Annotated in this window: 24 protein-coding genes and 1 pseudogene; 13 read left to right on the plus strand and 12 right to left on the minus strand. The window is 68.0% G+C overall.

The window, feature by feature from the left end:
* The first annotated feature begins 21 nt into the window (after positions 1 to 21).
* Genes RI032_RS05460 through RI032_RS05470 form a run of 3 tightly spaced genes read left to right on the plus strand, consistent with a single transcriptional unit; the run spans position 22 to position 2,076 of the window.
* Entirely contained in the window at positions 22 to 582 is a 561-nt protein-coding gene (locus RI032_RS05460) for a nucleoside deaminase (RefSeq protein ID WP_322547956.1), read from the plus strand.
* The gene (gene rlmM / locus RI032_RS05465; RefSeq protein ID WP_197657308.1) at positions 566 to 1,633 is read left to right on the plus strand and encodes a 23S rRNA (cytidine(2498)-2'-O)-methyltransferase RlmM; all 1,068 of its coding nucleotides are present in this window, start codon (positions 566 to 568) and stop codon (positions 1,631 to 1,633) included. The genes RI032_RS05460 and rlmM overlap by 17 nt, the downstream gene beginning before the upstream one ends.
* Before the next feature lie 47 nt (positions 1,634 to 1,680).
* A complete protein-coding gene (locus RI032_RS05470; protein ID WP_019337027.1) occupies positions 1,681 to 2,076 on the plus strand; it encodes an EF-hand domain-containing protein in 396 nt (131 codons plus the stop codon).
* A gap of 107 nt (positions 2,077 to 2,183) precedes the next feature.
* On the opposite strand, the gene RI032_RS05475 is transcribed toward RI032_RS05470, so the two are convergent.
* The gene (locus RI032_RS05475; RefSeq protein ID WP_043398105.1) at positions 2,184 to 3,365 is read right to left on the minus strand and encodes a UbiH/UbiF family hydroxylase; all 1,182 of its coding nucleotides are present in this window, start codon (positions 3,363 to 3,365) and stop codon (positions 2,184 to 2,186) included.
* A complete protein-coding gene (ubiH, locus tag RI032_RS05480; RefSeq protein WP_019338106.1) occupies positions 3,362 to 4,570 on the minus strand; it encodes a 2-octaprenyl-6-methoxyphenyl hydroxylase in 1,209 nt (402 codons plus the stop codon). Before ubiH ends, RI032_RS05475 begins: the two co-directional genes overlap by 4 nt.
* Positions 4,571 to 4,676: 106 nt before the next feature.
* Here ubiH and RI032_RS05485 point away from each other — a divergent pair, with 106 nt between their 5' ends.
* The 10 genes and pseudogenes from RI032_RS05485 (at position 4,677) to RI032_RS05530 (ending at position 14,566) form a co-directional block, all read left to right on the plus strand.
* On the plus strand, positions 4,677 to 5,261 hold the full coding sequence (locus RI032_RS05485; protein WP_019338105.1) for a hypothetical protein: 585 nt from the start codon (positions 4,677 to 4,679) through the stop codon (positions 5,259 to 5,261).
* Positions 5,262 to 5,269: 8 nt separating this feature from the next.
* Positions 5,270 to 5,824, plus strand: coding sequence for a cob(I)yrinic acid a,c-diamide adenosyltransferase (locus RI032_RS05490; protein ID WP_043398096.1), 555 nt, complete (start codon positions 5,270 to 5,272; stop codon positions 5,822 to 5,824).
* A 9-nt stretch (positions 5,825 to 5,833) separates the two neighbouring features.
* Entirely contained in the window at positions 5,834 to 6,772 is a 939-nt protein-coding gene (locus RI032_RS05495) for a histone deacetylase family protein (protein WP_322547957.1), read from the plus strand.
* Positions 6,773 to 6,861: 89 nt separating this feature from the next.
* Positions 6,862 to 9,363, plus strand: a complete 2,502-nt coding sequence (gene lptD / locus RI032_RS05500) for an LPS-assembly protein LptD (protein WP_082587878.1) — start codon at positions 6,862 to 6,864, stop codon at positions 9,361 to 9,363.
* Positions 9,360 to 10,691 (plus strand): annotated as a pseudogene (locus tag RI032_RS05505) (peptidylprolyl isomerase); the annotation flags it as partial. The gene lptD and the pseudogene RI032_RS05505, both read left to right, overlap by 4 nt.
* Positions 10,692 to 10,709: 18 nt before the next feature.
* Positions 10,710 to 11,690: a 4-hydroxythreonine-4-phosphate dehydrogenase PdxA gene (pdxA, locus tag RI032_RS05510; protein ID WP_164194263.1), complete on the plus strand. Its 981-nt coding sequence runs from the start codon at positions 10,710 to 10,712 to the stop codon at positions 11,688 to 11,690.
* On the plus strand, positions 11,687 to 12,490 hold the full coding sequence (gene rsmA / locus RI032_RS05515; RefSeq protein ID WP_005408139.1) for a 16S rRNA (adenine(1518)-N(6)/adenine(1519)-N(6))-dimethyltransferase RsmA: 804 nt from the start codon (positions 11,687 to 11,689) through the stop codon (positions 12,488 to 12,490). The genes pdxA and rsmA overlap by 4 nt, the downstream gene beginning before the upstream one ends.
* A 13-nt stretch (positions 12,491 to 12,503) precedes the next feature.
* Positions 12,504 to 12,887: a Co2+/Mg2+ efflux protein ApaG gene (gene apaG / locus RI032_RS05520; protein ID WP_005412297.1), complete on the plus strand. Its 384-nt coding sequence runs from the start codon at positions 12,504 to 12,506 to the stop codon at positions 12,885 to 12,887.
* A 15-nt stretch (positions 12,888 to 12,902) separates the two neighbouring features.
* Positions 12,903 to 13,925: a symmetrical bis(5'-nucleosyl)-tetraphosphatase gene (locus tag RI032_RS05525; RefSeq protein WP_197576556.1), complete on the plus strand. Its 1,023-nt coding sequence runs from the start codon at positions 12,903 to 12,905 to the stop codon at positions 13,923 to 13,925.
* The gene (locus RI032_RS05530; protein ID WP_313310837.1) at positions 13,922 to 14,566 is read left to right on the plus strand and encodes a DUF1287 domain-containing protein; all 645 of its coding nucleotides are present in this window, start codon (positions 13,922 to 13,924) and stop codon (positions 14,564 to 14,566) included. The genes RI032_RS05525 and RI032_RS05530 overlap by 4 nt, the downstream gene beginning before the upstream one ends.
* Before the next feature lie 88 nt (positions 14,567 to 14,654).
* Here the strand turns inward: RI032_RS05530 and RI032_RS05535 are convergent, their stop codons facing one another.
* From RI032_RS05535 to RI032_RS05580, 10 genes are all read right to left on the minus strand, one after another.
* Entirely contained in the window at positions 14,655 to 15,146 is a 492-nt protein-coding gene (locus tag RI032_RS05535; RefSeq protein ID WP_043398081.1) for a dihydrofolate reductase, read from the minus strand.
* 13 nt (positions 15,147 to 15,159) lie between these two features.
* The gene (locus RI032_RS05540) at positions 15,160 to 15,723 is read right to left on the minus strand and encodes a hypothetical protein (protein WP_224328990.1); all 564 of its coding nucleotides are present in this window, start codon (positions 15,721 to 15,723) and stop codon (positions 15,160 to 15,162) included.
* Entirely contained in the window at positions 15,720 to 16,514 is a 795-nt protein-coding gene (locus RI032_RS05545; RefSeq protein ID WP_012479193.1) for a thymidylate synthase, read from the minus strand. The genes RI032_RS05540 and RI032_RS05545 overlap by 4 nt, the downstream gene beginning before the upstream one ends.
* Positions 16,511 to 17,398 carry a prolipoprotein diacylglyceryl transferase gene (gene lgt / locus RI032_RS05550; RefSeq protein WP_322547958.1) on the minus strand — a complete coding sequence of 296 codons (888 nt, stop codon included), beginning with the start codon at positions 17,396 to 17,398 and terminating at the stop codon, positions 16,511 to 16,513. Before lgt ends, RI032_RS05545 begins: the two co-directional genes overlap by 4 nt.
* A gap of 51 nt (positions 17,399 to 17,449) precedes the next feature.
* A complete protein-coding gene (locus RI032_RS05555) occupies positions 17,450 to 17,944 on the minus strand; it encodes a TPM domain-containing protein (RefSeq protein ID WP_012479191.1) in 495 nt (164 codons plus the stop codon).
* Entirely contained in the window at positions 17,944 to 18,831 is an 888-nt protein-coding gene (locus RI032_RS05560; RefSeq protein WP_322547959.1) for a TPM domain-containing protein, read from the minus strand. Before RI032_RS05560 ends, RI032_RS05555 begins: the two co-directional genes overlap by 1 nt.
* A gap of 3 nt (positions 18,832 to 18,834) precedes the next feature.
* A complete protein-coding gene (locus RI032_RS05565) occupies positions 18,835 to 19,452 on the minus strand; it encodes a LemA family protein (RefSeq protein ID WP_322547960.1) in 618 nt (205 codons plus the stop codon).
* 646 nt (positions 19,453 to 20,098) lie between these two features.
* Positions 20,099 to 21,259, minus strand: coding sequence for an MFS transporter (locus RI032_RS05570; protein WP_322547961.1), 1,161 nt, complete (start codon positions 21,257 to 21,259; stop codon positions 20,099 to 20,101).
* Positions 21,260 to 21,481: 222 nt separating this feature from the next.
* A complete protein-coding gene (locus RI032_RS05575; protein ID WP_005408127.1) occupies positions 21,482 to 22,231 on the minus strand; it encodes a TerC family protein in 750 nt (249 codons plus the stop codon).
* A gap of 32 nt (positions 22,232 to 22,263) precedes the next feature.
* Complete coding sequence (locus tag RI032_RS05580; protein ID WP_010481854.1) at positions 22,264 to 22,659, minus strand: diacylglycerol kinase; 396 nt, start codon at positions 22,657 to 22,659, stop codon at positions 22,264 to 22,266.
* Positions 22,660 to 22,762 lie beyond the last annotated feature (103 nt).

Here is a 22,762-nt window from a genome sequence, read left to right on the forward strand (position 1 = left end):
CCACTACGAGGCACCCCCGCGATGCTGTACGCGCAAGTCCACCTGACCCTTCCCGCCTGGATCCACGACCAGATCGACCTGGATCGTCGATATCCGGGCGCTGAGGCCAAGGTCGCGCTGGCGATCGAGCTGTCGCGGCTGAACGTCGAACACGCCAGTGGCGGCCCGTTCGGTGCCGTGGTGTTCGGCCCGGATGACAAGGTCATCGCCGCCGGCGTGAACCGGGTGATGCCGCATGCGACCTCGCTGGCGCACGCCGAGAACATGGCCTACATGCTGGCCCAGCAGCGCCTGCAGACCCCGCGCCTGAACGCGGTGCTGTCGCCTGTCACCCTGGCCACCAGCTCGCAGCCGTGCTGCCAGTGCTACGGCGCCACCGTATGGGCCGGCATCGACCGCCTGCTGATCGGCGCCAACTCGGCCGACGTCGAGGAACTGACCCCGTTCGACGAAGGCCCGCTGCCGGCCGACTGGGTGGGCGAACTCAACAAGCGCGGCATCGAAGTCGTGCAGGGCTTGAACCGCGACGCTGCGCGCAGCGTGCTGCGTGCCTATGGGGAAAGCGATGGCGCCCGCTACTGAAACCGGCATCGGCCTGCTGTGCCTGTGCCGTCAGGGCTTCGAGCCCGAGCTGGCCGGCGAGCTGCAGTTCCGCGCCGGTGAAGCCGGTTTCGCCGGCTACGCGCGCACCCAGCGCAATGACGGCTACGTGCTGTTCATGTGCGACGAGGCGGCTGCGCTGGCACCGCGCCTGCGCTGGCGCGAGCTGATCTTCGCGCGGCAGAAGCTGGTGGTACTGGCCGAGCTGCCGCAGCTGGACCCGGCTGACCGGATCACCCCGATGCTGGAGGTGCTGGCCGATGCGCCGCGCTTTGGCGACCTGTGGGTGGAGCACCCCGATTCGGACGCCGGCAAGCCACTGTCCGGTCTGGCCCGTGCCTTCGGCAATGCGCTGCGCCCGGCGCTGCGCAAGGCCGGCAAGCTGACCGACAAGCCCAATACGCGCCTGCCGCGCCTGCACGTGGTGTTCGTCGACGGTACCCACGCCTTCGTCTGCGTGGCCGACCCGGCCGACAGCGCGCCGTGGGCGCTGGGCATCCCGCGCCTGAAGCTGCTGCCCGAAGCGCCTTCGCGTTCGGCGCTGAAGCTGGACGAAGCGCTGCTGACCCTGCTGACGCCGGAAGAGCGCGAAGCGCTGGCCAAGCCCGGCATGCGTGCGGCCGACCTGGGCGCCGCACCGGGCGGCTGGACCTGGGTGCTGACCCGCCAGCACATGCACGTACTGAGCATCGACAACGGTCCGCTGCGCCAGCACGTGCTGGACACCGGCCTGGTCGAGCACCTGCGCGCCGATGGCTTCCACTGGCATCCGGAGCAGCCGCTGGACTGGATGGTCTGCGACATGGTCGAGCAGCCGCGGCGCGTGGCCGAACGCATGGCCACCTGGTTCCGCGAAGGCTGGTGCCGGCACGCGATCTTCAACCTGAAGCTGCCGATGAAGAAGCGCTGGGACGAGACCCGGCTGTGCCTGGACTTGTTCCAGGACCAGGCCGGCAAGCCACTGGTGGTACGCGCCAAGCAGCTCTATCACGACCGTGAGGAGATCACGGTATTGGCCTCGCCGCTGCGCTGAGGAACATGCCCGCCGGGCATGGCCCGGCGCTATCGGGGAACGGAACCATGCGCTACCACTCGCTCACCCTGCTGATCACTTTGCTGTCAGCCGCACCGGCCATGGCCCAGCACCTGCCGCACACCCCGGCGCAGAGCCAGCCGCTGGGTCCCACCGGCGGCGCGATCCGCCAGCAGCCACTGGATGCCGGTCGGGTCAGCGGCAGCGTCGAGATTGCACAGCCGGCCGGCGAGGCACAGGTGACGGTGCGTTCGCTGGAGCCCAGCAGCGTGGTTGGCCAGTACCGCATCCACTTCGCCGCGCTGGATGTGAACGGCGATGGTTTCATCAGCCGCGAGGAAGCGCAGGCAAATCCGGCACTGGCCGATGAGTTCAATGCATTGGACGTGAAGCGTCGCGGCAAGCTGGATCGTGCAGACCTGGCCGGTTGGCTGGTCGACTGAAAAAAGGGACGGAGGGGATCAAGTCGTTTGTGGCACAAACGACTTGATCCCCTCCGTCCCCTTTTTTGTTCACTGATGCCGGAAGCGTCGTGCGGCATGTATTCCGCTTACACCCCAGCGGCGCGCTTCCAGAACGCCTGCACCAGCGGCGGCCATTTGCCGACACAGCCCAGCGCACGACCGCGGGCCAGGGTCAGGTGCATTTCGTCATTGGAGAACAGGCGGTTGATCGCATCGAAGCTGTAGGCGGCGATGTGGTTGTCGCTGCGCCGTTCGCGCGCCCAGCGCTGCAGGCGCTGCGGCGACAGCCGCGGCTGCCCGCGGCGCTCGGCGGACGGCGCCAGCCACTGCTGCAGGGCGGCGACATCGCGCAGCCCCAGGTTCACGCCCTGCCCGGCCAGCGGATGCACCACATGTGCGGCATCGCCCAGCGCCAGCACGCGGCCGGCCACATAGTGACGGGCCAACTGGCGGCGCAGCGGGAACGCCGCACGCGGCGAGGCCAGACGCAGTTCGCCCAGGCGTGCAGCGAAGGCGCGGGTCAGTTCGCGGTTGAAGCTGTCCTCGTCCAACGCCAGCACGCGAGCCGCTTCATCCTCGGGCAGGGTCCAGACGATGGAGCTGCGGCGCTCGGCCACCGGCAGCAGCGCCAGTGGACCGCTCGGCAGGAAACGCTGCCAGGCCGTGGCCTGGTTGGGAAGATCGCTGTCCACGTAGGCCACCACGCCACGCTGGTGGTAGTCATGCTTTTCAACCTCGATCCCGGCCAGCTGGCGCAGGGTCGATTCGGCACCGTCGGCGGCCACCGCCAACGCCGCCTCCAGGCGGCGACCGTCATCCAGGCGCAGGCGCACGCCATCCTCGTCCTGCTCCAGTGCTTCCACCCGTGCCGGGCAGTGCAGCTGCACGCCCGCCGCCGGCAGCGCCGCCCACAGGCGGTCCTGCAGCAGGCCGTTCTCGACGATGTAGCCCAGTTCGCGCCGGCCGAAACGATCAGCGTCGAACAGCAGATCCTCGCCACCGGCCGCGTCCCACACCTGCATGCGCCGGTAGGGCCAGGCGCGGGCCTGCGCGATCGCCGGCCACACGCCCAGGCGGTTCAACAGCTGCACGTTGTCGGCGGCAAAGGCGAACACGCGCAGGTCAGGCTGTGCGGCCTGCCACGGCGCGGGTTCACGGCCTTCCACCAGCGCAACCGACAGGCCGGCATCGGCCAGCGCCAGCGCACACGCGGCACCGACCACGCCACCACCGACGATGGCCACATCAAGACGCGTGCGCCGGCTCATGCGGCTTCTCCACGGCACAGGCGCGGCACGTCGCCACGGAAGCCCATCGCGCCACCGACCAGCATCGACTGCACCGACGCGCGTTGCGCGGCCACCAGGCCGAGGCTGCGCAGTGGCCGCATCAGCGGCGCCGGGTTGCTGGTCAGGCGTGCCAGCCCACCGGAGAACGCCACCGTCTGCCGGCGGTCTTCCTCGCGGCGCGCGACGTAGGCCTGCAGCAGAGCATCACTGCCGGCATCCTCATGCGCATCCTCCAGCAGCTCGGCCAGGGTCAGCGCATCGCGCAGGCCCAGGTTGAAGCCCTGTGCACCCAGCGGATGAATGGTCTGCGCGGCATTGCCCAGCAGTACCGTGCGTTCACCGGCCAGCGCGCGCGCCAGTACCTGGATGAGCGGATAAGCACTGCGTGGACCGGATTCGAGCAGGCGGCCGGCACGCCAGCCGATCGCGTTCTGCAGGCGTTGCAGCCACGCCGCATCGTCCAGCGCCATCACCGCATCGGCGTGGTCGCGCGCTACGCCATGCACGGTGCCGAAGTGACGATCGCCACGCGGCAGCAGGGCAGTCGGGCCGGTATCGGTGAACCGCTCCCAGGCCGTGCCGTCCGGCGCGCGCTGGCTGCGCACGCGGGCCACGAACAGGGTCTGCTGGAAATCATGGCGGTCGACCTCGATGCCCAGCGCGCCACGCACGCCGCTGGTGGTGCCATCGGCCCCCACCACCAGACGTGCCAGCAGCACGCGTTCACCCGCCTCGTCAGCCACCCGCACCTGGCGGTAGCCGTCCACCACCTCGCCCAGCCCCAGGAACCGCATCGGCCGATAACGGCGCAGGCGCGGCAGCTCCTGAAGCCGCGCTTCCAGCGCCTGGCCGAAATCGCGCGCGACCACCACCTGGCCGAACCACGGCCGGTCGTAATCGGCCGCTTCGAGCTGCACACGGCCAAAATCGCCGGCACGACTGACATGGATGCGCCGGATCGGGCCCGGTGCCATCGCCAGCTTCTGCATCACCCCCAGCGCGGTCAGCGCATTGACGGTGGCAGCGGCGAAACTGAGATTGCGCTGGTCGAACACCGCAGGCAGCTCGCCGGCCGGGCTGGCCTCGAGCAGGCCCACGTCGCGGCCCAGGCGGTCCAGGGCAATGGCCAGGCTGGCACCGACCAGGCCACCACCGACGATCAGCACGTCATGTCGTTCACTCATGTGTTCATGATACGCGCTCGTCCCGACTGTACGCCGAACGGGCGGCACCTGCGCCAACCTGCGCGGCGGGCTAGAATGAAACCTGAATCCGCTCCGGGCCCCCGCCATGTCCGATACCGCCAACCGCGCCTTCGTCCTGTCCGTACTCGTACTGCTGCTGGCGGCGACCCGGGTCAACCACTTCGCGGCCATTCCGGATGCCTCCTGGGCCGTGTTCTTCATCGGTGGCTTCTACCTGGCCCGCTGGACGCGCTGGGCGTTCCCGCTGCTGATGGTGTTCGCCGTGCTGGTCGACTGGATCGTGATCCGCAGCAGCGGACTGGATTTCTGGCAGCACTACTGTGTGTCGCCGGGCTACTGGTTGCTGCTGCCGGCCTACTTCTCTTTGTGGGCCGGCGGCATGCTGCTGGGCCGCAACTACCAGAGCGCGCGCTGGCCGGTACTGGCCAAGGGCGCACTCCTGCTGGTCGCCTCGGTGGCGGTCTGCCACCTGCTGGCACAGGGCGGCTTCTACTGGTCCAGCCGCAACGTGGCCGAGCCGACCCTGGCCGGCTGGGCACAGAACTACGCGCAGTGGTTCGGGCCCTACCTGCGCACCACCGCGATCTATGTGGCGCTGGCCGCCGCCCTGCAGCTGGCCGTGGAGCAGGTGTTGAAGCTCCAGCAGGCCCGCCGCGACATCCGCCACTGAGCCGCGCCATGGGTCATCGCCTCTCGCGCATCTACACCCGCACCGGCGACGACGGCAGTACCGGCCTTGGCGACGGCCAGCGCGTGGCCAAGGATGACGCCCGCGTGGCGTCCTTCGGCACCGTCGACGAGGCCAACGCCGCGCTCGGCCTGCTGCTGGCCGCTCCCCTGCCCGAGGATGTGCGTGCGCTGGTGGTGCATCTGCAGCACCAGCTGTTCGACCTGGGCGCCGAACTGTGCATCCCCGGCCACGCTGCGATCCATGCCGCCGACGTTTCGGCCCTGGAACAGCAGCTGGACCATTACAACGCCGACCTGCCGATGCTGAAGGAATTCATCCTGCCAGCCGGCGGCGAAGCCGCCGCGCGCTGCCATCTGGCCCGCACCATCGTCCGCCGCGCCGAGCGCGAAACGGTCACCCTGGCCCGCCACGAAGCCGTGCGCAGCGAGGCGCTGCAGTACCTCAACCGGCTGTCGGACCTGCTGTTCGTGCTGGCCCGGGTGCTGGCCCGCGCCGATGGCCAGGGCGAAGCGCTGTGGCAACCGCAGCAGCGCCAGCGCTGAGTCGGCACGATGCTGGTCTATACCCACCCGTCCTGCCTGCTGCATGACCCCGGTCCCGGCCATCCCGAATGCCCGCAACGCCTGCAGCATGTGCTGGACGCGCTGCACGCGGCCTTCCCCGGCCAGCTGGACTGGCGCGAAGCGCCGCCGGCCAAGTTCGGCGAACTGACCCGGGTCCACGACAGCGCCCTGCTCGACTTCGTGCTGCAGCCGCAGACCGCGCCGTTGCGCCAGCTGGACATGGACACCTGGACCTCGCCCGGCTCGGCCAGCGCCGCCGTGCACGCCGCCGGTGCCGGTGTGGCCGCAGTCGATGCGGTGATGCTGGGCGAGGACCCGCTGGCCTTCTGCGCGGTGCGCCCGCCGGGCCACCACGCCACCAGCGGCACGGCGATGGGCTTCTGCCTGTTGAACAACATCGCCATCGCCGCCGCCTATGCCCGCGACCGCCATGGCCTGGAGCGGATCGCGGTGGTCGATTTCGACGTGCACCACGGCAATGGCACCCAGGACATCTTCCAGCACGATGCCCGGGTCTCGTACTACAGCACCCATCAGGCCGGGCTGTTTCCCAATTCCGGCCTGCGCCGCGACCGCGGTGCCGGCAACCTGATGAACATCCTGCTGCCGCCGGGCAGCGGCGGCTTCCGCTTCCGCAACGTCTGGGCCGACGAGATGCTGCCGGCCATCGACGACTTCCGCCCGCAGCTGCTGCTGATCTCGGCCGGCTTCGACGCCCACCTGCGTGATCCGCAGGCGGACCTGATGCTGGAGACCGACGATTTCGCCTGGATCACCCGTGAACTGCACGCGCTGGCACGCCGGCACGCGGCCGGCCGGGTGGTCTCGATGCTGGAGGGAGGCTACGACCTGCAGGCCCTGGCCGAGTGCAGCGTGGCCCATGTCCAGGCCCTGATCACCCCCTCTGCGGGTGCCTCCGCCGGATGAACCCAAACCGGCAGGCTCCGGCGCCCTTCATTGCCCCTATGCAAGGGATGGGGCAAGCTACCGTCCGTTTTCGCCCGAATCCGAACCGCGTGCGCCGAGCCCTCCGCCTGCTTCCCCTGCCTCTGAGCATCGCCATCAGCCTGCCGGCGATGGCCGATGATAAGCCGCTCAACTGGGGCCTGTGCCCGGCCACCGACGTCATTCCCGCGTTCACAGACGCCCCCACCCCGGTCCCGGCCCAGGACAAGGCTGCCGCCGCGGCCGCCCGCGAGAACCAGCCGACCGACATCGAAGGCGACCAGCTGCTGGGCACCACCACCGTGCCGCAGTACGAGGGCAACGTGGCGCTGCGCCGCGGTGACCAGTTCGTCGGTACCGACAAGCTCAGCTTCGACACCGAGACCGGCAACTACATCGCCGACGGCAATGTCCGCTACCAGGACGGGTCGATCCGGATGGTCGCCAAGCGCGCCGAAGGCAACCAGGAAAGCGACACCCACAAGATCTCCGACATCAAGTACCAGCTGGTGTCGCGCCGGGGCAACGGCGATGCCGAGTCGGTCGACCTGCAGGGCGCGGTCGGCCAGATGCACCGCTCCACCTACACCACCTGCGACCCGTCGCAGCCGGTATGGAAGCTGTCGGCGCCGCAGATCGAAGTGGACAACGACGAAGGCTTCGGCACGGCCCGCAACGCGGTGCTGCGCATCGGCAAGGTGCCGGTGCTGTGGGCGCCCTACTTCAAGTTCCCGATCGATGACCGCCGCAAGACCGGCCTGCTGTTCCCGCAGCTGGGCATGTCCGGCCGCAACGGTTTCGACTACGCGCAGCCGATCTACTTCAATCTGGCGCCGAACTACGATGACACCCTGACCCCGCGCTACATGAGCCGGCGCGGCCTGCTGCTCGACAACGAGTTCCGCTACCTCTACAACGGCGGCCGTGGCGAGGTGCTGACCAGCTACATGCCCAGCGACAAGCTGCGCGACCGCGACCGCGGCCGGGTGATGTTCGACGGCTACCACAACGTGAACAGCCACTGGCAGGCCCGCGCCAACCTGGCCTGGGTGAGCGACGAGCGCTATGTCGAGGACTTCGCCAACCGCCTGGTGGGCGTGACCGCCTCCAACCTGCAGAGCACCATCGGCCTGTATGGCACCGGCCAGAACTGGACGGCCGGCATCATGGCCGACCGCTGGCAGCTGACCGACTACACCCTCGACGAGCGCGCCCTGCCCTACAACCGCGAGCCACGCCTGTTCTTGAACTGGAACAAGCCGGTGCTGCCGTGGCTGGAAACCGGCATCTACACCGAAGCGGTGCGCTTCACCCACGACGACGTCAACTTCAAGTACGGACCGGACCGGGGCACGGATCTGCAGTACACGCGGAACGGCATCCAGCAGACATCCGGTCTTGGCATCAGCGGTGGCTCGCGCCTGGACGTGAAGCCGTACGTGTCGTTCCCGATCAGTGGCGCGGCCTGGTACATCACCCCGACCCTGGCCTACCGCTATACGGCCTACCAGCTGGACCGCGGCCTGGTCGACGGCGTCAACGGCATCCAGGCCCAGATCCTGCGCTCGCAGGGCATCGACCCGGCCACGGCCACCCCGGAACAACTGCGCGGCAATACCTCGCCCAGCCGCAGCCTGCCGATCGGCAGCCTTGATGCCGGCCTGTTCTTCGATCGCGAGACGTCGATCGGTGGCAAGTCATTCCTGCAGACCCTGGAGCCGCGCCTGTTCTACCTGCGCACGCCCTATCGCAACCAGGACGAGCTGCCGATCTTCGACACCCGTGACTTCACCTTCAGCTGGGGCCAGCTGTTCCGCGACTCGCGCTATACCGGCGCCGACCGCCAGAACGATGCCAACCAGCTGACCCTGGCACTGGGCACCCGCTTCATCGACCAGACCACCGGCAAGGAACGCTTCTCGGCCGCGATCGGCCAGATCCAGTACTTCGACGAATCGCGGGTCAGCACCACGCCGGGCGGCGCACCGGTGGAGAAGGGCAAGTCGGCCTGGATCGCCGACGGCAACTACATGATCAACGACCGCTGGACCCTGGGCGCCACCTACCAGTGGGACCCGAAGTACAAGCGCGAGGATCTGGCCAGCGTCCGCGCCCGCTATCTGATGCCCAACGATGGCGTGATCAACCTCAGCTACCGCTACCGCATCAACGCCGGCGCCCCGGCGACCGCCAACAAGCATGACCGGACCCTGCTGGAGCAGGCCGACCTGTCGTTCCTGTACCCGCTGAATGCGCGCTGGAGCCTGGTGGGCCGGTATTACTACTCGCTGCAGGACAAGGAACCGCTGGAGATCATCGCCGGCGTGCAGTGGGACAGCTGCTGCCTGGCGGTCCGTGCGGTGGCCCGCCGCTACGTGCGCAACCGCGAAGGCGACATGAACAACTCCTTCCAGCTGGAGTTCGTGCTCAAGGGCCTCAGCTCCATCGGCCAGGACACGGACCGTACGCTGCGCCGTGCTATCCTCGGCTACAACCGCGACGACCTCTATCTCGTGCCGCCCAGCAACACCGGGGCGACCCGGGATGACTACGATCCGAATCAGATCCCATGACCAAGCGCTTCCCCGTTCTTCTCGCCTCCCTGCTGGCGGTGTCCAGCGTGTCCGCCCCCCTGCAGGTGCTCGCGCAGGAGGCGCAGCCGTTGGACCGCATCGCCGCCGTCGTCGACGAGGACGTGATCCTGCAGAGCGAGCTCCAGCGTGCGATCGCCAACATCAAGGCGCAGTACGCCGGCCGTGAAAACCAGCTGCCGCCGGAAGACGTGCTCAGCCGCCAGGTGCTCGAGCGCCTGGTGCTGGTCAAGCTGCAGGTGGCCCGCGCCCAGGGCAGCGGCATCCGCGTCAGCGACCAGGAGCTGAACCAGGCGATGAATGCCATCGCCCAGCAGAACGGCTCGGACCTGGATGCACTGCGCCAGCGCCTGGCCCACGACGGCATCGATTTCAACGATTTCCGTGCTTCGGTGCGCGATGAAATCACCGTGCAGCGCCTGCGCCAGAGCTTCGCGCAGAGCCGCATCAGCGTCAGCGAGGGTGAAGTGGACGCCGCGCTGAAGCAGCAGGCCACGGTGGGCAACCAGTACCACCTGGCACACATCCTGATCGCCCTGCCCGACGGCTCCAACGCCGACCAGATCGCCACCGGCCAGAAGAAGGCCGAGGGCGTGAAGGCCCTGCTGGACAAGGGTGAGCTGGACTTCAACGCGGCCGCCGTGCGTTATTCGGACAGCCCCAACGCGCTGGAAGGCGGCGACCTGGGCTGGCGCAGCCTGGATGAAATCCCGCAGGCCTTCGCGCAGATGATGGAAAAGATGAAGCCCGGCGAAGTGGTCGGCCCGATCCGCGGCCCCAGCGGCTTCCAGCTGCTGAAGCTGGTGGAAGTGCGTGATGCCAGCGCCGCCAGCGGTGGCGCGCACACGGTCACCGAATACCACGGCCGCCACATCCTGGTGCGCGTGGATGACCACCAGACCGACGCTGCCGCCAAGGCCAAGATCGATACCCTGCGCGCCCGCATCGCCGGTGGCGCGGACTTCGAGACCGTGGCCAAGGAATCCTCCGAGGACAACAACAGCAAGGGCCAGGGCGGCGATCTGGGCTGGTTCCCGGTCGACGCGTTCGGTCCGGCGTTCGGCCAGCAGGTGGCCGGCATTCAGGACGGCGGCGTCAGCCAGCCGTTCCGCACCGATGCCGGTTGGCACATCGTGCAGCGCGTGGCCACCCGCCAGACCGACGTGACCAACGACAACCAGCGCGCCCAGATCCGCGAGACCATCGGCCGCCGCAAGCTGGAAGACGAGTACAACCGCTTCCTGCAGGAACTGCGTGGCGAAGCCTACGTCAGCTTCCGCAGCGGCGACCGCGCGGAAAACACCGCCACGCCGCCGCAGTCCTGACCGATGCGTCCCGAGCTCGCTCTGGTACCGGGCGAGCCCGCCGGGATCGGCCCGGAGCTGTGTGTCCGCCTCGTCCAGCAGCCGCGTGAAGATTGCCGGCTGCTGGCCTTCGCCGACCCGGATACCCTGCGCGCGGCCGCCGCCGCGCTGAACCTGCCGCTGCAGCTGCTGCCCGAGGACGCCGAAGCACGCGTCCCCGGCGATCTGCGTGTGCGCGTTGTGGCCAATACCGTGCCCAGCCACTTCGGCCAGGCCAACCCGGCCAATGCCGGCGCCGTCATCGGTGCCCTGCTCGGTGCTGGCCAGGCCTGCCTGTCCGGCGAACTGCACGGCGTGGTCACCGGCCCGGTGCACAAGGCGGTCATCAACGAAGGCGGCATCGCCTACAGTGGGACCACCGAACTGCTGGCCGACCAGGCCGGGGTGAAGGTGGTGATGATGCTGGCCAACCACATCGTCCGCGTGGCCCTGGCCACTACCCACCTGCCACTGCGCGAGGTGGCCGACGCGATCACCGCGCCCCGCCTGGAACACATCCTGCGCACCGTGCATGCCGCCCTGCGCCGCGAGTTCGGCCTGCCTGCGCCGCGCATCGCCGTGCTCGGCCTGAATCCGCACGCCGGCGAAGACGGCCATCTGGGTCGTGAGGAGCTGGACCTGATCATCCCGCTGCTGCAGCGCCTGCGCGCCGAGGGCATGGACCTGATCGGGCCGCTGCCGGCCGATACCGCCTTCCTGCCGGCCAAGCTGGCGGGCGTCGACACCGTGCTGGCGATGTACCACGACCAGGGCCTGCCGGTGCTGAAGTATTCGGGCTTCGAGCAGGCGGTGAACCTGACCCTGGGCCTGCCCTACCCGCGCGTGGCGGTAGACCATGGCACAGCACTGGATATGGCCGGGCGCGGCATTGCCGATCCTTCCAGCCTGCAGGCGGCAACGACGTTGTGTGCGCAGCTTGCGCGGCAACGTACACTGAGCGCATGAATTCCCCGCATTCCCCCTCCGGCCCGGTGTTCACCGCCCCGGCCAAGAAGCAGCTTGGCCAGCATTTCCTGGCCGACCGCCACTACATCGACAAGATCGTGATGGCGGTCAACCCGAAAGACGGTGACCGCCTGGTCGAGATCGGTCCCGGCCAGGGCGCGATCACCCTGCCGCTGCTGCGCGTGCATCCGAAACTGACGGTGATCGAGTTCGACCGCGACCTGATCGCGCCGCTGACCGCCGCCGCCGAGCCGCTGGGCGAGCTGACCATCGTCCACCGCGACGTGCTGCGCGTGGACTTCACCGAGCTGGCTGCCGGCCAGCCGATCCGCCTGGTCGGCAACCTGCCCTACAACATCTCCTCGCCGATCCTGTTCCATGCACTGGAACATGCCGCGGTGATCCGCGACATGCACTTCATGCTGCAGAAGGAAGTGGTCGACCGCATGGCCGCCGGCCCCGGCAGCAAGGTGTACGGCCGGCTCAGCGTGATGCTGCAGGCCTACTGCCAGGTGACCTCGCTGTTCGTGGTGCCGCCGGGCGCGTTCCGGCCGCCGCCGAAGGTCGATTCGGCCGTGGTGCGGCTGGTGCCGCGTGACCCGGCCACAATCAACATCAACGACCACAAGCGTTTCGCCGAGGTGGTCAAGGCCGCCTTCGGGCAGCGCCGCAAGACCCTGCGCAACGCCCTGAACAACGTGGTGTCCGCCGAACAGTTCGTTGCCGCCGGCGTGCGTCCCGATGCCCGCGCCGAACAGCTGGACGTGGCCGAATTCATCGCCTTGGCCAATGCCTCCTGATTACACTGCCGGTATGGAAGACGCTGACGTTTATGCCATCTCCGTCGAAGTCGCACCGCGCTTCCTCGACGATCAATCCGCGCCGGAAGACGGGCGCTATGCGTTCGCCTACACGATCCGCATCCACAACCAGGGACGTGTTGCCGCGCGCCTGGTCGCACGCCACTGGCGCATCACCGATGCCAACGGCCGCGTCGAGCATGTCGACGGCGACGGGGTGATCGGCGAGCAGCCGCGCCTGCGTCCCGGTGAAGACTTCCATTACACGTCCGGTGTCATGCTGGGGACCGATCACGGGACCATGCAGGGCCACTACGACATGGTCGCCGACGACGGCACCGAATTTGCCGCGCCGGTCGCACCTTTCGTGCTGGCCATCCCGCGTACCCTGCACTGACACGGAGGCCGAACGATGAGTGTGTGGGCGATCGGCGACCTGCAGGGCTGCTATGACGTCACCCAGCGACTGCTGGAAAAGATCCGTTTCGACCCGGCGCAGGACACCCTGTGGTTCTGCGGCGACCTGGTGAACCGGGGGGGCCAGTCGCTGGAAACGCTGCGGCTGGTGCATTCGCTGCGCGAGCACAGCGTGGTGGTGCTGGGCAACCATGACCTTTCGCTGCTGGCCGTCGGTGCCCGCACCGAAGAGGAACAGCGCAAGGTCAACCCGGACCTGCTGCGCATCGTGCAGGCCGAGGACCGCGACGAACTGCTGGACTGGCTGCGCCTGCAGAAGCTGGTGCACGTGGACCGCGAACTGGGCTGGATGATGGTGCACGCCGGCCTGGCGCCGAAGTGGACCACGCAGATGGCCGAGAAGCATGCGGCTGAAGTCGAGGCACAGTTGCACGGCGCCGGCTACCGCAAGTTGTTCCGCAACATGTACGGCGACAAGCCGAGCTGGGCCCCCAACCTGTCCGGCTACGACCGCTCGCGCGCGATCATCAACGTGCTCACCCGCATGCGCTACTGCACCCCGCGCGGACGCATCGGCATCGAGGACAAGGGCACGCCGGGCACGCAGGAACAGGGGCTGTATCCCTGGTTCGAAGTGCCGGGCCGGGTCGAGCGCGACCTGAAGGTGGTCTGCGGCCACTGGTCGGCGCTGGGCCTGACCATCACCCAGGGCGTGCACGCCATCGACACCGGCGCGGTCTGGGGCGGCAAGCTCACCGCTATCCAGCTCGATACCGATGAACTGCGCGTGGTGCAGGTGCCAGGCCGCGATGTACCCGCCCCCGTGCCCAACGCCCGCCCGCCCGCGCGCCCGGCGCACGAGCGCCCGGCTGCGTCGGCGCAGGGCAAGGAACAGGGCGGCGGTAACGCTCCGGCCGCCACCCCGGGCAATCGCGGCCCGCGCCGTCGTCGTCGCCGTGGTGGCGGTGGTGGTGGCTCCGCGGGCCCCGGCAACAGCAGTCCTCCGCCGCAGGCATGACGCGGCGCGGCTGGGCACCATGGATGGTGCTGCTGACGCTGGCCCTGGCCAGCGGCTGCCAGCCAACTTCGGCCCCGTCCCCCACCGGCGGCGGAAACGTCGGCCACACGCCATCGCAACCGCAGGCGCCTTCGCCGCCACTGGTGGCTGCAGCGCGCGCGCAGATCGGCGTCACCACCCGCTACGACCCTGCCTATCAGGTGCTGGCCTATCCCGGTGGAGATGTCCCGGTTGATCGCGGCGTGTGCACCGACGTGGTGGTGCGCGCGCTGCGCAGCCTGGACGTGGACCTGCAGGCCCGTGTGCATGAGGACATGCGCGGCAACTTCAGTGCCTATCCGGCGATCTGGGGCCTGTCACGACCGGATCGCAACATCGATCATCGCCGCGTACCGAACCTGATGCGCTGGTTCGAACGGCAGGGCTGGCAGCAGCCGATCACGGCCCTCGCCGCCGACTACGCGGCCGGCGACATCGTCGCCTGGAAGCTCAACGGCAACGGCCTGCTGCACGTGGGCATCGTCTCCGACCGCAGGCTGGCCAACGGCACGCCGCTGGTGCTGCACAACATCGCGCGCGGCACGCGCGAAGAGAATCTGCTGTTCCAGCACGCCATCATCGGGCATTACCGGATGCCGTAGGCAATCCTGTAGAGCCGAGCCATGCTCGGCTACGGGATGTGTCCGGCAACAGCAGCCGAGCATGGCTCGGCTCTACAGGAAACCATCTTCAGCGGCGCACGTAGTGCACGAAGCGGAACGCGTGGGCATGGCGTTCGTCGGCCGGGTGCGGCTCGCTGCTCACTTCCCGCCAGTCCTGCGCATCCACCTCGGGGAAATGGGTATCGGCGGGGACTTCGGCATCCACCCAGGTCAGGTACAGGTCACTGGCCTGGTCCAGCAGCTGGTGGAAGATCTCGCCGCCGCCGATGATGCACAGCTCGCTGGCGCCCTCGCGTTCGGCAATCGTCTTCGCCTCATCCAGCGACGCTACCGCGCGCATGCCCTCGAACGGCACCTGGCCGCTGCGGGTCAGCACCAGGTTGGTCCGCCCCGGCAGCACGCGGCCGATCGACTCGGCCGTCTTGCGCCCCATCAGGATCGGCTTGCCCAGGGTGAGCGCCTTGAAGTGCTTGAAATCATCCGGCAGGTGCCAGGGCATGGCATTGCCTTGGCCGATACCACGGTTGCGATCCAGCGCCACGATCATCGACAGCTTCATTGCTACCACCTCCTCAGCTGGCGTCGATCTGCAGGCGTTCGCAGGCAGCGTTGGCGGCACTGGCAGCCTGCAGCGCCGCTGCCAGCTCGGGGCTGGATGTGGACTGCTCATCCAGGCCATCGAGGATCTTCTGCTTCTGCGCCTCTTCGATATCCTTCAGGCCCGGTCCTGACAGGATGTCTGCCGACAACGCAGCAGTGTCGGTGCTGGCACGACGTGCCAGAAATGCCTGCAACTGGTCACTGGAATAGACGGTGGCAAGCTGCTGCTCGAGCATGCGCTGATAGGCCGGATCCTCGACACCCGCCTTCAGGTGCTCGGTCATCGCCGTGTACATGCCGGTTACCGCCTCACGCATCTGCGCCCGGCAGCCTTCCGGCACATCCTGGGGCATCATCGTGCTGCCGTTGAACGCCCCAGCGAACGCCTGCACTTCCTCGCGCATGTGCTTGTGCACGATCTGCTCATTGACCTGCCGGGCCAACGACAGCGCATCGGCCGGTCCGGCCTGCACCATGGCCAGCGGCAACATGCCGCACAGCGCCAGCAGGCCGCTGGAAATCAATCGGGAACTCATACCGCCACCGGCGCCTTGATCGCCGGGTGCGGATCGTAGCCGTCGATGCGGATGTCGTCGAACTGGAAGCCGAACAGGTCGGTCACCTCCGGGTTCAACCACAGCTTCGGCAGCGCGCGCGGTTCACGCGACAGCTGCTCGCGCGCCTGCTCGAAGTGGTTCGAATACAGGTGCGCATCGCCCAGCGTATGCACGAAATCACCCACGCCCAGGCCGGTGGCCTGCGCCACCATGTGGGTCAGCAGCGCGTAGCTGGCGATGTTGAACGGCACGCCGAGGAAGATGTCGCCGCTGCGCTGGTAGAGCTGGCAGCTGAGCTTGCCGTCCACCACATAGAACTGGAACAGGTTGTGGCACGGCATCAGCGCCATCTGCGATAGCTCGCCTACGTTCCAGGCGCTGACCACCAGCCGGCGCGAATCGGGGTTGCGCTTGATCTCGTCCACCAGCCACTGCATCTGGTCGATCTCGCGACCATCGGCGGTGGCCCAGCTGCGCCACTGCTTGCCATAGACCGGGCCGAGGTCGCCGTTCTCGTCGGCCCACTCGTCCCAGATCCGCACCTGGTTGTCCTTCAGGTAGCCGATGTTGGTGTCGCCCTTCAGGAACCACAGCAGCTCATGGATGATCGAGCGCAGGTGCAGTTTCTTGGTGGTGACCAGCGGGAAGCCGTCGGCCAGGTTGAAACGCATCTGCCAGCCGAACACGCTGCGGGTACCGGTGCCGGTGCGGTCGCTCTTCTCGGCGCCGTGCTCGAGCACGTGCGAGAGCAGGTCCAGGTAAGCCTTCATGCCTTGCCCTCGGCAGCCACCGGCAGCTGCGGCTGCAGTACCGGCGCGCGGCGCGACATCACCAGCAGCACCAGGCCGAAGGCGATCAGCGGCAGGCTGAGGATCTGGCCGCGGGTCAGCCAGTCGAAGGCCACGTAGACACCGTTGTCGGGCATGCGCACGAACTCCACGGCGAAGCGGAACAGGCCGTACATCAGCGCGAACAGGCCGCCGACCAGGTAACGGTGGCGCGGTTTGGCCGACACGGCCCACAGCACCACGAACATCACCAGGCCTTCCAGGAACGCTTCATACAGCTGCGACGGATGACGCGCGAACTGGTTCAGCGCACCGGTCGCGAACTGCGTCTGCAGGGTCGCGTGGTCCAGCTGGTTCAGCGGCGCCGGCAGGCCGGACGGGAACACCACGCCCCACGTGCCGTCGGTGTACTTGCCCCACAGCTCGGCGCCGATGAAGTTGCCGATGCGGCCGAAGCCCAGGCCCAGCGGCACCAGCGGCGCCATGAAATCCATGGTGTCGAAGAAGTGCAGCGCGTGCTTGCGCGACCACCACCAGCAGGCACCGAGTACGCCGAGCAGGCCGCCGTGGAAGCTCATGCCGCCATCCCAGACCTTGAACAGCAGCAGCGGGTTGTGCAGGAAATCGCCCAGCGCGTAGAACAGCATGTAGCCGATGCGCCCGCCCAGCACCACGCCGAGCATGGCGTAGAACAGCAGGTCGGAGAAGCCGTTGGCATCGACGCCCGGCAGGCGACCGGCGGCGATGCGCTCGCGGCCCAGCAGCCAGGCCGCGGTGAAGCCGAGCAGGTACATGATGCCGTACCAGTGCACCTTGATCGGCCCCAGCGAGAGGGCGATGGGGTCGATGTCGTGGAAATAGATCATGGAAGGTGCCTTGCGGTTGAACGCCTATTCTCGGGCCAGTGCCGCCCCGGCTCAACCAAGGAGCTGGGGCGAGTTCGGCAACGCGTCATCGTTCGACCGCGTCGAGGCCGGAAAGTGCCCTTCGATCAGGCTGGAGACCTCGTCGATGGCATCCTGCAGCGCTTCCACCGGATGGGAACCACGCAGGCCCTCGCGCAGATGGGTGCAGACCCGCTGCCACTGCGCCGGGCTGACCCGGCCGTGCAGGCCACGGTCGGCGACGATCTCGATGGCGTGGTCGGCCAGCAGCAGGTAGATCAGCACGCCATTGTTGTGGGTGGTATCCCAGGTGCGCAGGCGCGCGAAGGCATGCTCGGCGGCCTGGCGTGGGGTGACCCTGTGCCACAGCGCGGCCAGCGGCAGGTCCGCTTCCACCGCGAACATCACCTGCCCGCCGTGGCGCTGCTCACCGGCCGCGATGGCCTCGGTGATCGCCTGCAGGGTGGCCGGCGGGAACGCGCGCCGTACCGACGGCGAAAACACATGACGACACAGTCGTTGGATCATCACCAGCCCCCCGAAGCACCGCCACCACCGGAGCGGCCACCACCGCCTCCCCAGCCGCCGCCACCGCCAAATCCTCCACCGCCACCGAAGCCGCCGCCCCCGCCCCAGCTGCCACCGCCCCAGCCACCACCACCGGCAAAGCGGCCCGGGTGTCCTGAGAGCATGGCCACGATCAGGCCTACGATGCCCGCCAGGCCACTGGCCAGCAGCGTGGACGTGAACAGGAACGCCGCCAGGGCTGCACCGGCACCGCCGAGCAGGCCACGCAGCGGACGCGGCACGCGCGAGAACACGCCGCGCAGGATGCTGCCGGCGAACACACCGATGAACAGCGCCAGGAACCAGGTATCACCGCCACCGCTGGGCTCACGCCCGCGATGGCCGCTGACCGGTGCCGGCAGCGTTTCGCCGTCGATCAACTTGACCAGCACCGCCGTGGCATCGGTGATGCCACCGGCGTAGTCGCCGCTGCGGAAGCGCGGCACCAGGTATTCCTGGATGACCCGGTTGGCGATGGCATCGGGAATCGCACCTTCCAGACCGTAGCCCGGCTCGATGCGCACGCGCCTGTCGTCCTTGGCCACTACCAGCAACACGCCGTCATCCACGCCCTTGCGGCCAATCTGCCACTGGTCGAAGACGCGCGTGGTGTACTGCGCGATGTCTTCCGGCTGGGTGGTGGGCACCACCAGCACCTGCAGCTGGCTGCCCTTGCGCTGCTGCAGTTCCATCGCCTGCTGCACCAGTGCCTGCTTCTGCGCGGCATCCAGCGTGCCGGTGGTATCGACCACCGGCGAATCCAGCGCAGGAACCGGCGCCAGCTGCTGCGCCTGCGAGGCCAGCGGCAGCCACAGCAGCAGGGCCAGCAGCGCAGTGGCCAGGCGCATCGGTCAGTGGCCCGGCTGCGGCGCCGGCTGCTGCGGCGCGTTGCCGAAATCGACCGTCGGTGCGTTGGAAATCTGCGCTTCGTTGTCCACGGTGAAGTTCGGCTTGGTCTTGTAGCCGAAGAGCTTGGCGGTGATCACCTGCGGGAACGAGCGGATGTAGGTGTTGTAGTCCTGCACCTGCTGGATGTAACGGCCGCGGGCGACGGTGACCCGGTTCTCGGTACCTTCCAGCTGCGCCTGCAGGTCGCGGAAGTTCTGGTTGGACTTCAGCTCCGGATAGTTCTCGGTCACCACCAGCAGCCGCGACAGGGCGCTGCCGAGTTCGCCCTGGGCCTGTTGGAACTGCTTGAGCGAGGCTTCGTCGTCGGCATTGACGTTGATCTGGCCGACACGCGAACGGGCATTGGTGACTTCGGTCAGCACGCGCTCTTCCTGGCTGGCGAAGCCCTTCACGGTCTGCACCAGGTTGGGCACCAGGTCGGCGCGGCGCTTGTACTGGTTGATGACCTCCGACCAGCTGGCCTTGACCGCTTCATCCTTCTGCTGGATGGCGTTGTAGCCACAGCCGGAGAGCATCGAGGCCAGCAGCATCAGGGGCAGGACACGGGTGAACAGGCGCATGGCGGAGGTTCCGGGTGGACTGGGCACCGAGCATGCCATGGTTCGGGTGAAAGACCGGCCATCGGGCGCGGCCCCCTCCGCGGTGTGGTCCAGCCAGCTCGGGGATGGGCCGGGAGGGTGGGTCGGCTGGGGGCCGCTGCAAGTACGTCCATGTAAGCTCGGTCGCCGCTTGCTCGTGTGCGCTGTCCTGCGCACACGGCAAGACCGGGGTTGGGCATCCTGCCCAACCCGCCCGTGGCATGCCTCGGGCCCATGGCGCTCACGCCCCCAGCCGCCCCACCCTCCCGGCCATGGACAGTTTTCTGCGCACCGCGGGAAGATCAAAAGAAAAGCCAAAGGCAAAAGCCGACCCTTCAGACATTCCTGGTGTCTGCCATCCACGCATGGCGTGGATCTACCGTGTCGACCAAGATCGACACCTACCAACAGCAGCGCAGAACGCATTCCGACAGATCGCGGAAGACTGTCGAAGGCGGGGTGGGTCCGGTGGCGGGGGTGTCCGCGGCATGGATGCCGCGGCCAAGCCCCCAGGGACGGGTTTACGGCGTCCCCCGCCACCGGACCCGCCCCGCCATCCCTCAGTAGCCCAGCTTTTGACGTTGCCTCTGCGGGTGCAGGGCGCAGCCCTGCCGGAATCCAACACCCCTCAGCAGGCCTCAGCCACCGCAGTGCGCGGACGCCCCAGCCATGCCAGCAGCAACCCCGTGGCCGCCAGCAGGCCACCGGCCACCGGAATGGCCGCATAGCCCAGGCCCAGGCTGATCACTGCCCCGCCCAGCGCAGCCCCCAGCGCATTGCCCAGGTTGAACGCGCCCACGTTGATCGATGACGCCAGCCCCGGCGCCTCGCTGGCCGCCTGCATCACCCGGATCTGCAGCGGCGGCACGATGGCGAACGTCGCCGCACCGAACAGCAGTACACCCAGCGCCGCGGTGGCGTGGTGCATGAAGGCCAACGGCAGCACGAACATCAGCACGGCCAGGACCGCCAGCAGGATGCGCGTGGCGCCATCCAGCGACCAGTCAGCCATGCGCCCGCCGATGCCGTTGCCGAAGGTGAAGCCGATGCCGATCAGGGCCAGCGACATCGCGATGAAGGCGTTGGAGGCGCCGGTCAACTCGGTCAGTACCGGTGCGACGTAGGTATAGAGGGTGAACATCGCACCGGCGCCAAGCACGGTGGTGGCCATCGCCAGCAGCACCTGCGGTTGCAGGATCGCCTTCAGTTCACGGCGCACGTCCGGGCGCGGTCCCGGCGCGGACGCCGGCAGCGCGAAGCCCAGCGCGGTGATCGCGACCAGGCCCAGCACCGCAGTCCCGGCGAAGGACAGGCGCCAGCCCAGCTGCTGGCCCACCCAGGTTGCCAGCGGCACACCACCAATGTTGGCGATGGTCAGGCCCATGAACATGGTGGCCACGGCTGCAGCCTGCTTTTCCTTCGGTACCAGGCTGGCGGCGACCACTGCACCGATGCCGAAGAAGGCACCGTGATTGAGGCTGGTGACCAGACGCGACAGCAACAGCAGGCCGTAGTTCGGGGCCAGTGCCGAGAGCAGATTGCCGACCACGAAGATCGACATCAGCAACATCAGCGCGGTGCGCTTGCCGAAACGGCCCATCAGCAGGGTCATCACCGGGGCACCCAGCATCACGCCGACGGCATAGGCGGTGATCAGCATGCCGGCAGTGGGAATGCCGACGCCCACGCCGTCGGCGATGACCGGCAGCAGGCCCATCGGCGCAAACTCGGTGGTTCCGATGGCGAAGGCGCCGACGGCAAGCGCCAGCAAGGCGGCTCTGGAATTCATGGGGGGTCCTGGGGGCGGGATTCGGGAGTGCGTAGCCTGCGCGCTTTGCTGTGCCGGATTAAGCCTCGCCCCGGGAAAACACTGTTGATCCAGGTTCACAAGTGGGGCCCGGAAACCCGCTACAAGTACAAAAAACGCAGCGCGATAGTGAAGCCGAGCCCCCACAACGCAGAACCCCCGGCATGCCGGGGGTTCCGAGGGACACACACGCCAGTGGCGCGGTTACCAGTTACCGGCACCCGGCACGTTGTGCTCGCGGGCGCGACGGCGCATCAGCAGGTTCAGCCACTCGACCAGCACCGAGAAGCCCATCGCGGCGTAGATGTAGGGCTTGGGCACGTGCACGTCCAGGCCGTCCAGGATCAGCACCGCGCCGATCATCAGGATGAAGGCCAGGGCCAGCATCTTCACGGTCGGGTTGGCATCGATGAAGCGGCCCAGCGGGTTGGCGGCCAGCAGCATCACCAGCACCGACAGCAGGATGGCGGCCACCATCACTGGGATGTGGTCGGCGATGCCGACGGCGGTGATCACCGAGTCCAGCGAGAACACGATGTCGATCACCGCGATCTGCGCGATCACGTAGCCGAACACGGCCGAGGCCTTGGTGGTGCTGGGGTCTTCGTCCTCGCCACCGCTGATCAGTTCCTTGATCTCCATGCAGCCCTTGATGATCAGGAACAGGCCGCCGACGATCAGCACCAGGTCACGGATGGAGATGCCCATGCCGGCCACCGTGAACAGGTTGGCCGCCATATGTGCCAGATACGCCAGCGACACCAGCAGGCCAATACGGGTGATGCAGGCCACCGCGATGCCGAGCTTGCGCGCGAACGGGCGGCGCTCTTCGGGCAGCTTGCTGACGGCGATGGAAATGAACACCAGGTTGTCGATGCCGAGCACGATTTCCAGTGCGCTCAGGGTGAACAGGGTCACCCAGGCATTGGGGTCGGCGAGGAACTCAAAGGACATGGAAACTCTTCAGGGCAGTGGGGGAATGGGGATCAGCCGTAATTGCCGGCCATTGCATGCGGGACCACGACCAGCGCCCAGCACAGAAGCACGTTCATCATCAGCACGAAGACCGCCGCCGAGCCCATGTCCTTGGCGCGGCCGGCCAGTTCATGGATCTCGCTGCCGTAACGTTCGATCACCGCTTCGATGGCCGAGTTGGCCAGTTCCATCGCCAGCACCAGCAGCATCGAGCCGATCAGCAGCGCGCGCTCGACCGGGGTCTGGCCCAGCCAGATCGCGACCGGGGTCAGCAGGATCAGCAGGTAGACCTCCAGCCGGAACGAGGACTCGTGCAGCCAGGCGGCGCGCAGGCCCTGCCAGGACCAGCGGGCGGCCTGGACGATGCGGCGCGGGCCGCGGGGCAGATGGCCAAACTGATCAGCCACGGGTGGAACATCCAGTAACAGGGGCGCGGCGCAGCGACCGCTCAGACGCACGGCAGGGAATCATGGGTGCACAGGGATAGGCAGATGGCCGCCATTTTGCCAC

This window comes from Stenotrophomonas geniculata, from assembly GCF_034508895.1.
Classification (GTDB): Bacteria; Pseudomonadota; Gammaproteobacteria; order Xanthomonadales; family Xanthomonadaceae; genus Stenotrophomonas; species Stenotrophomonas geniculata.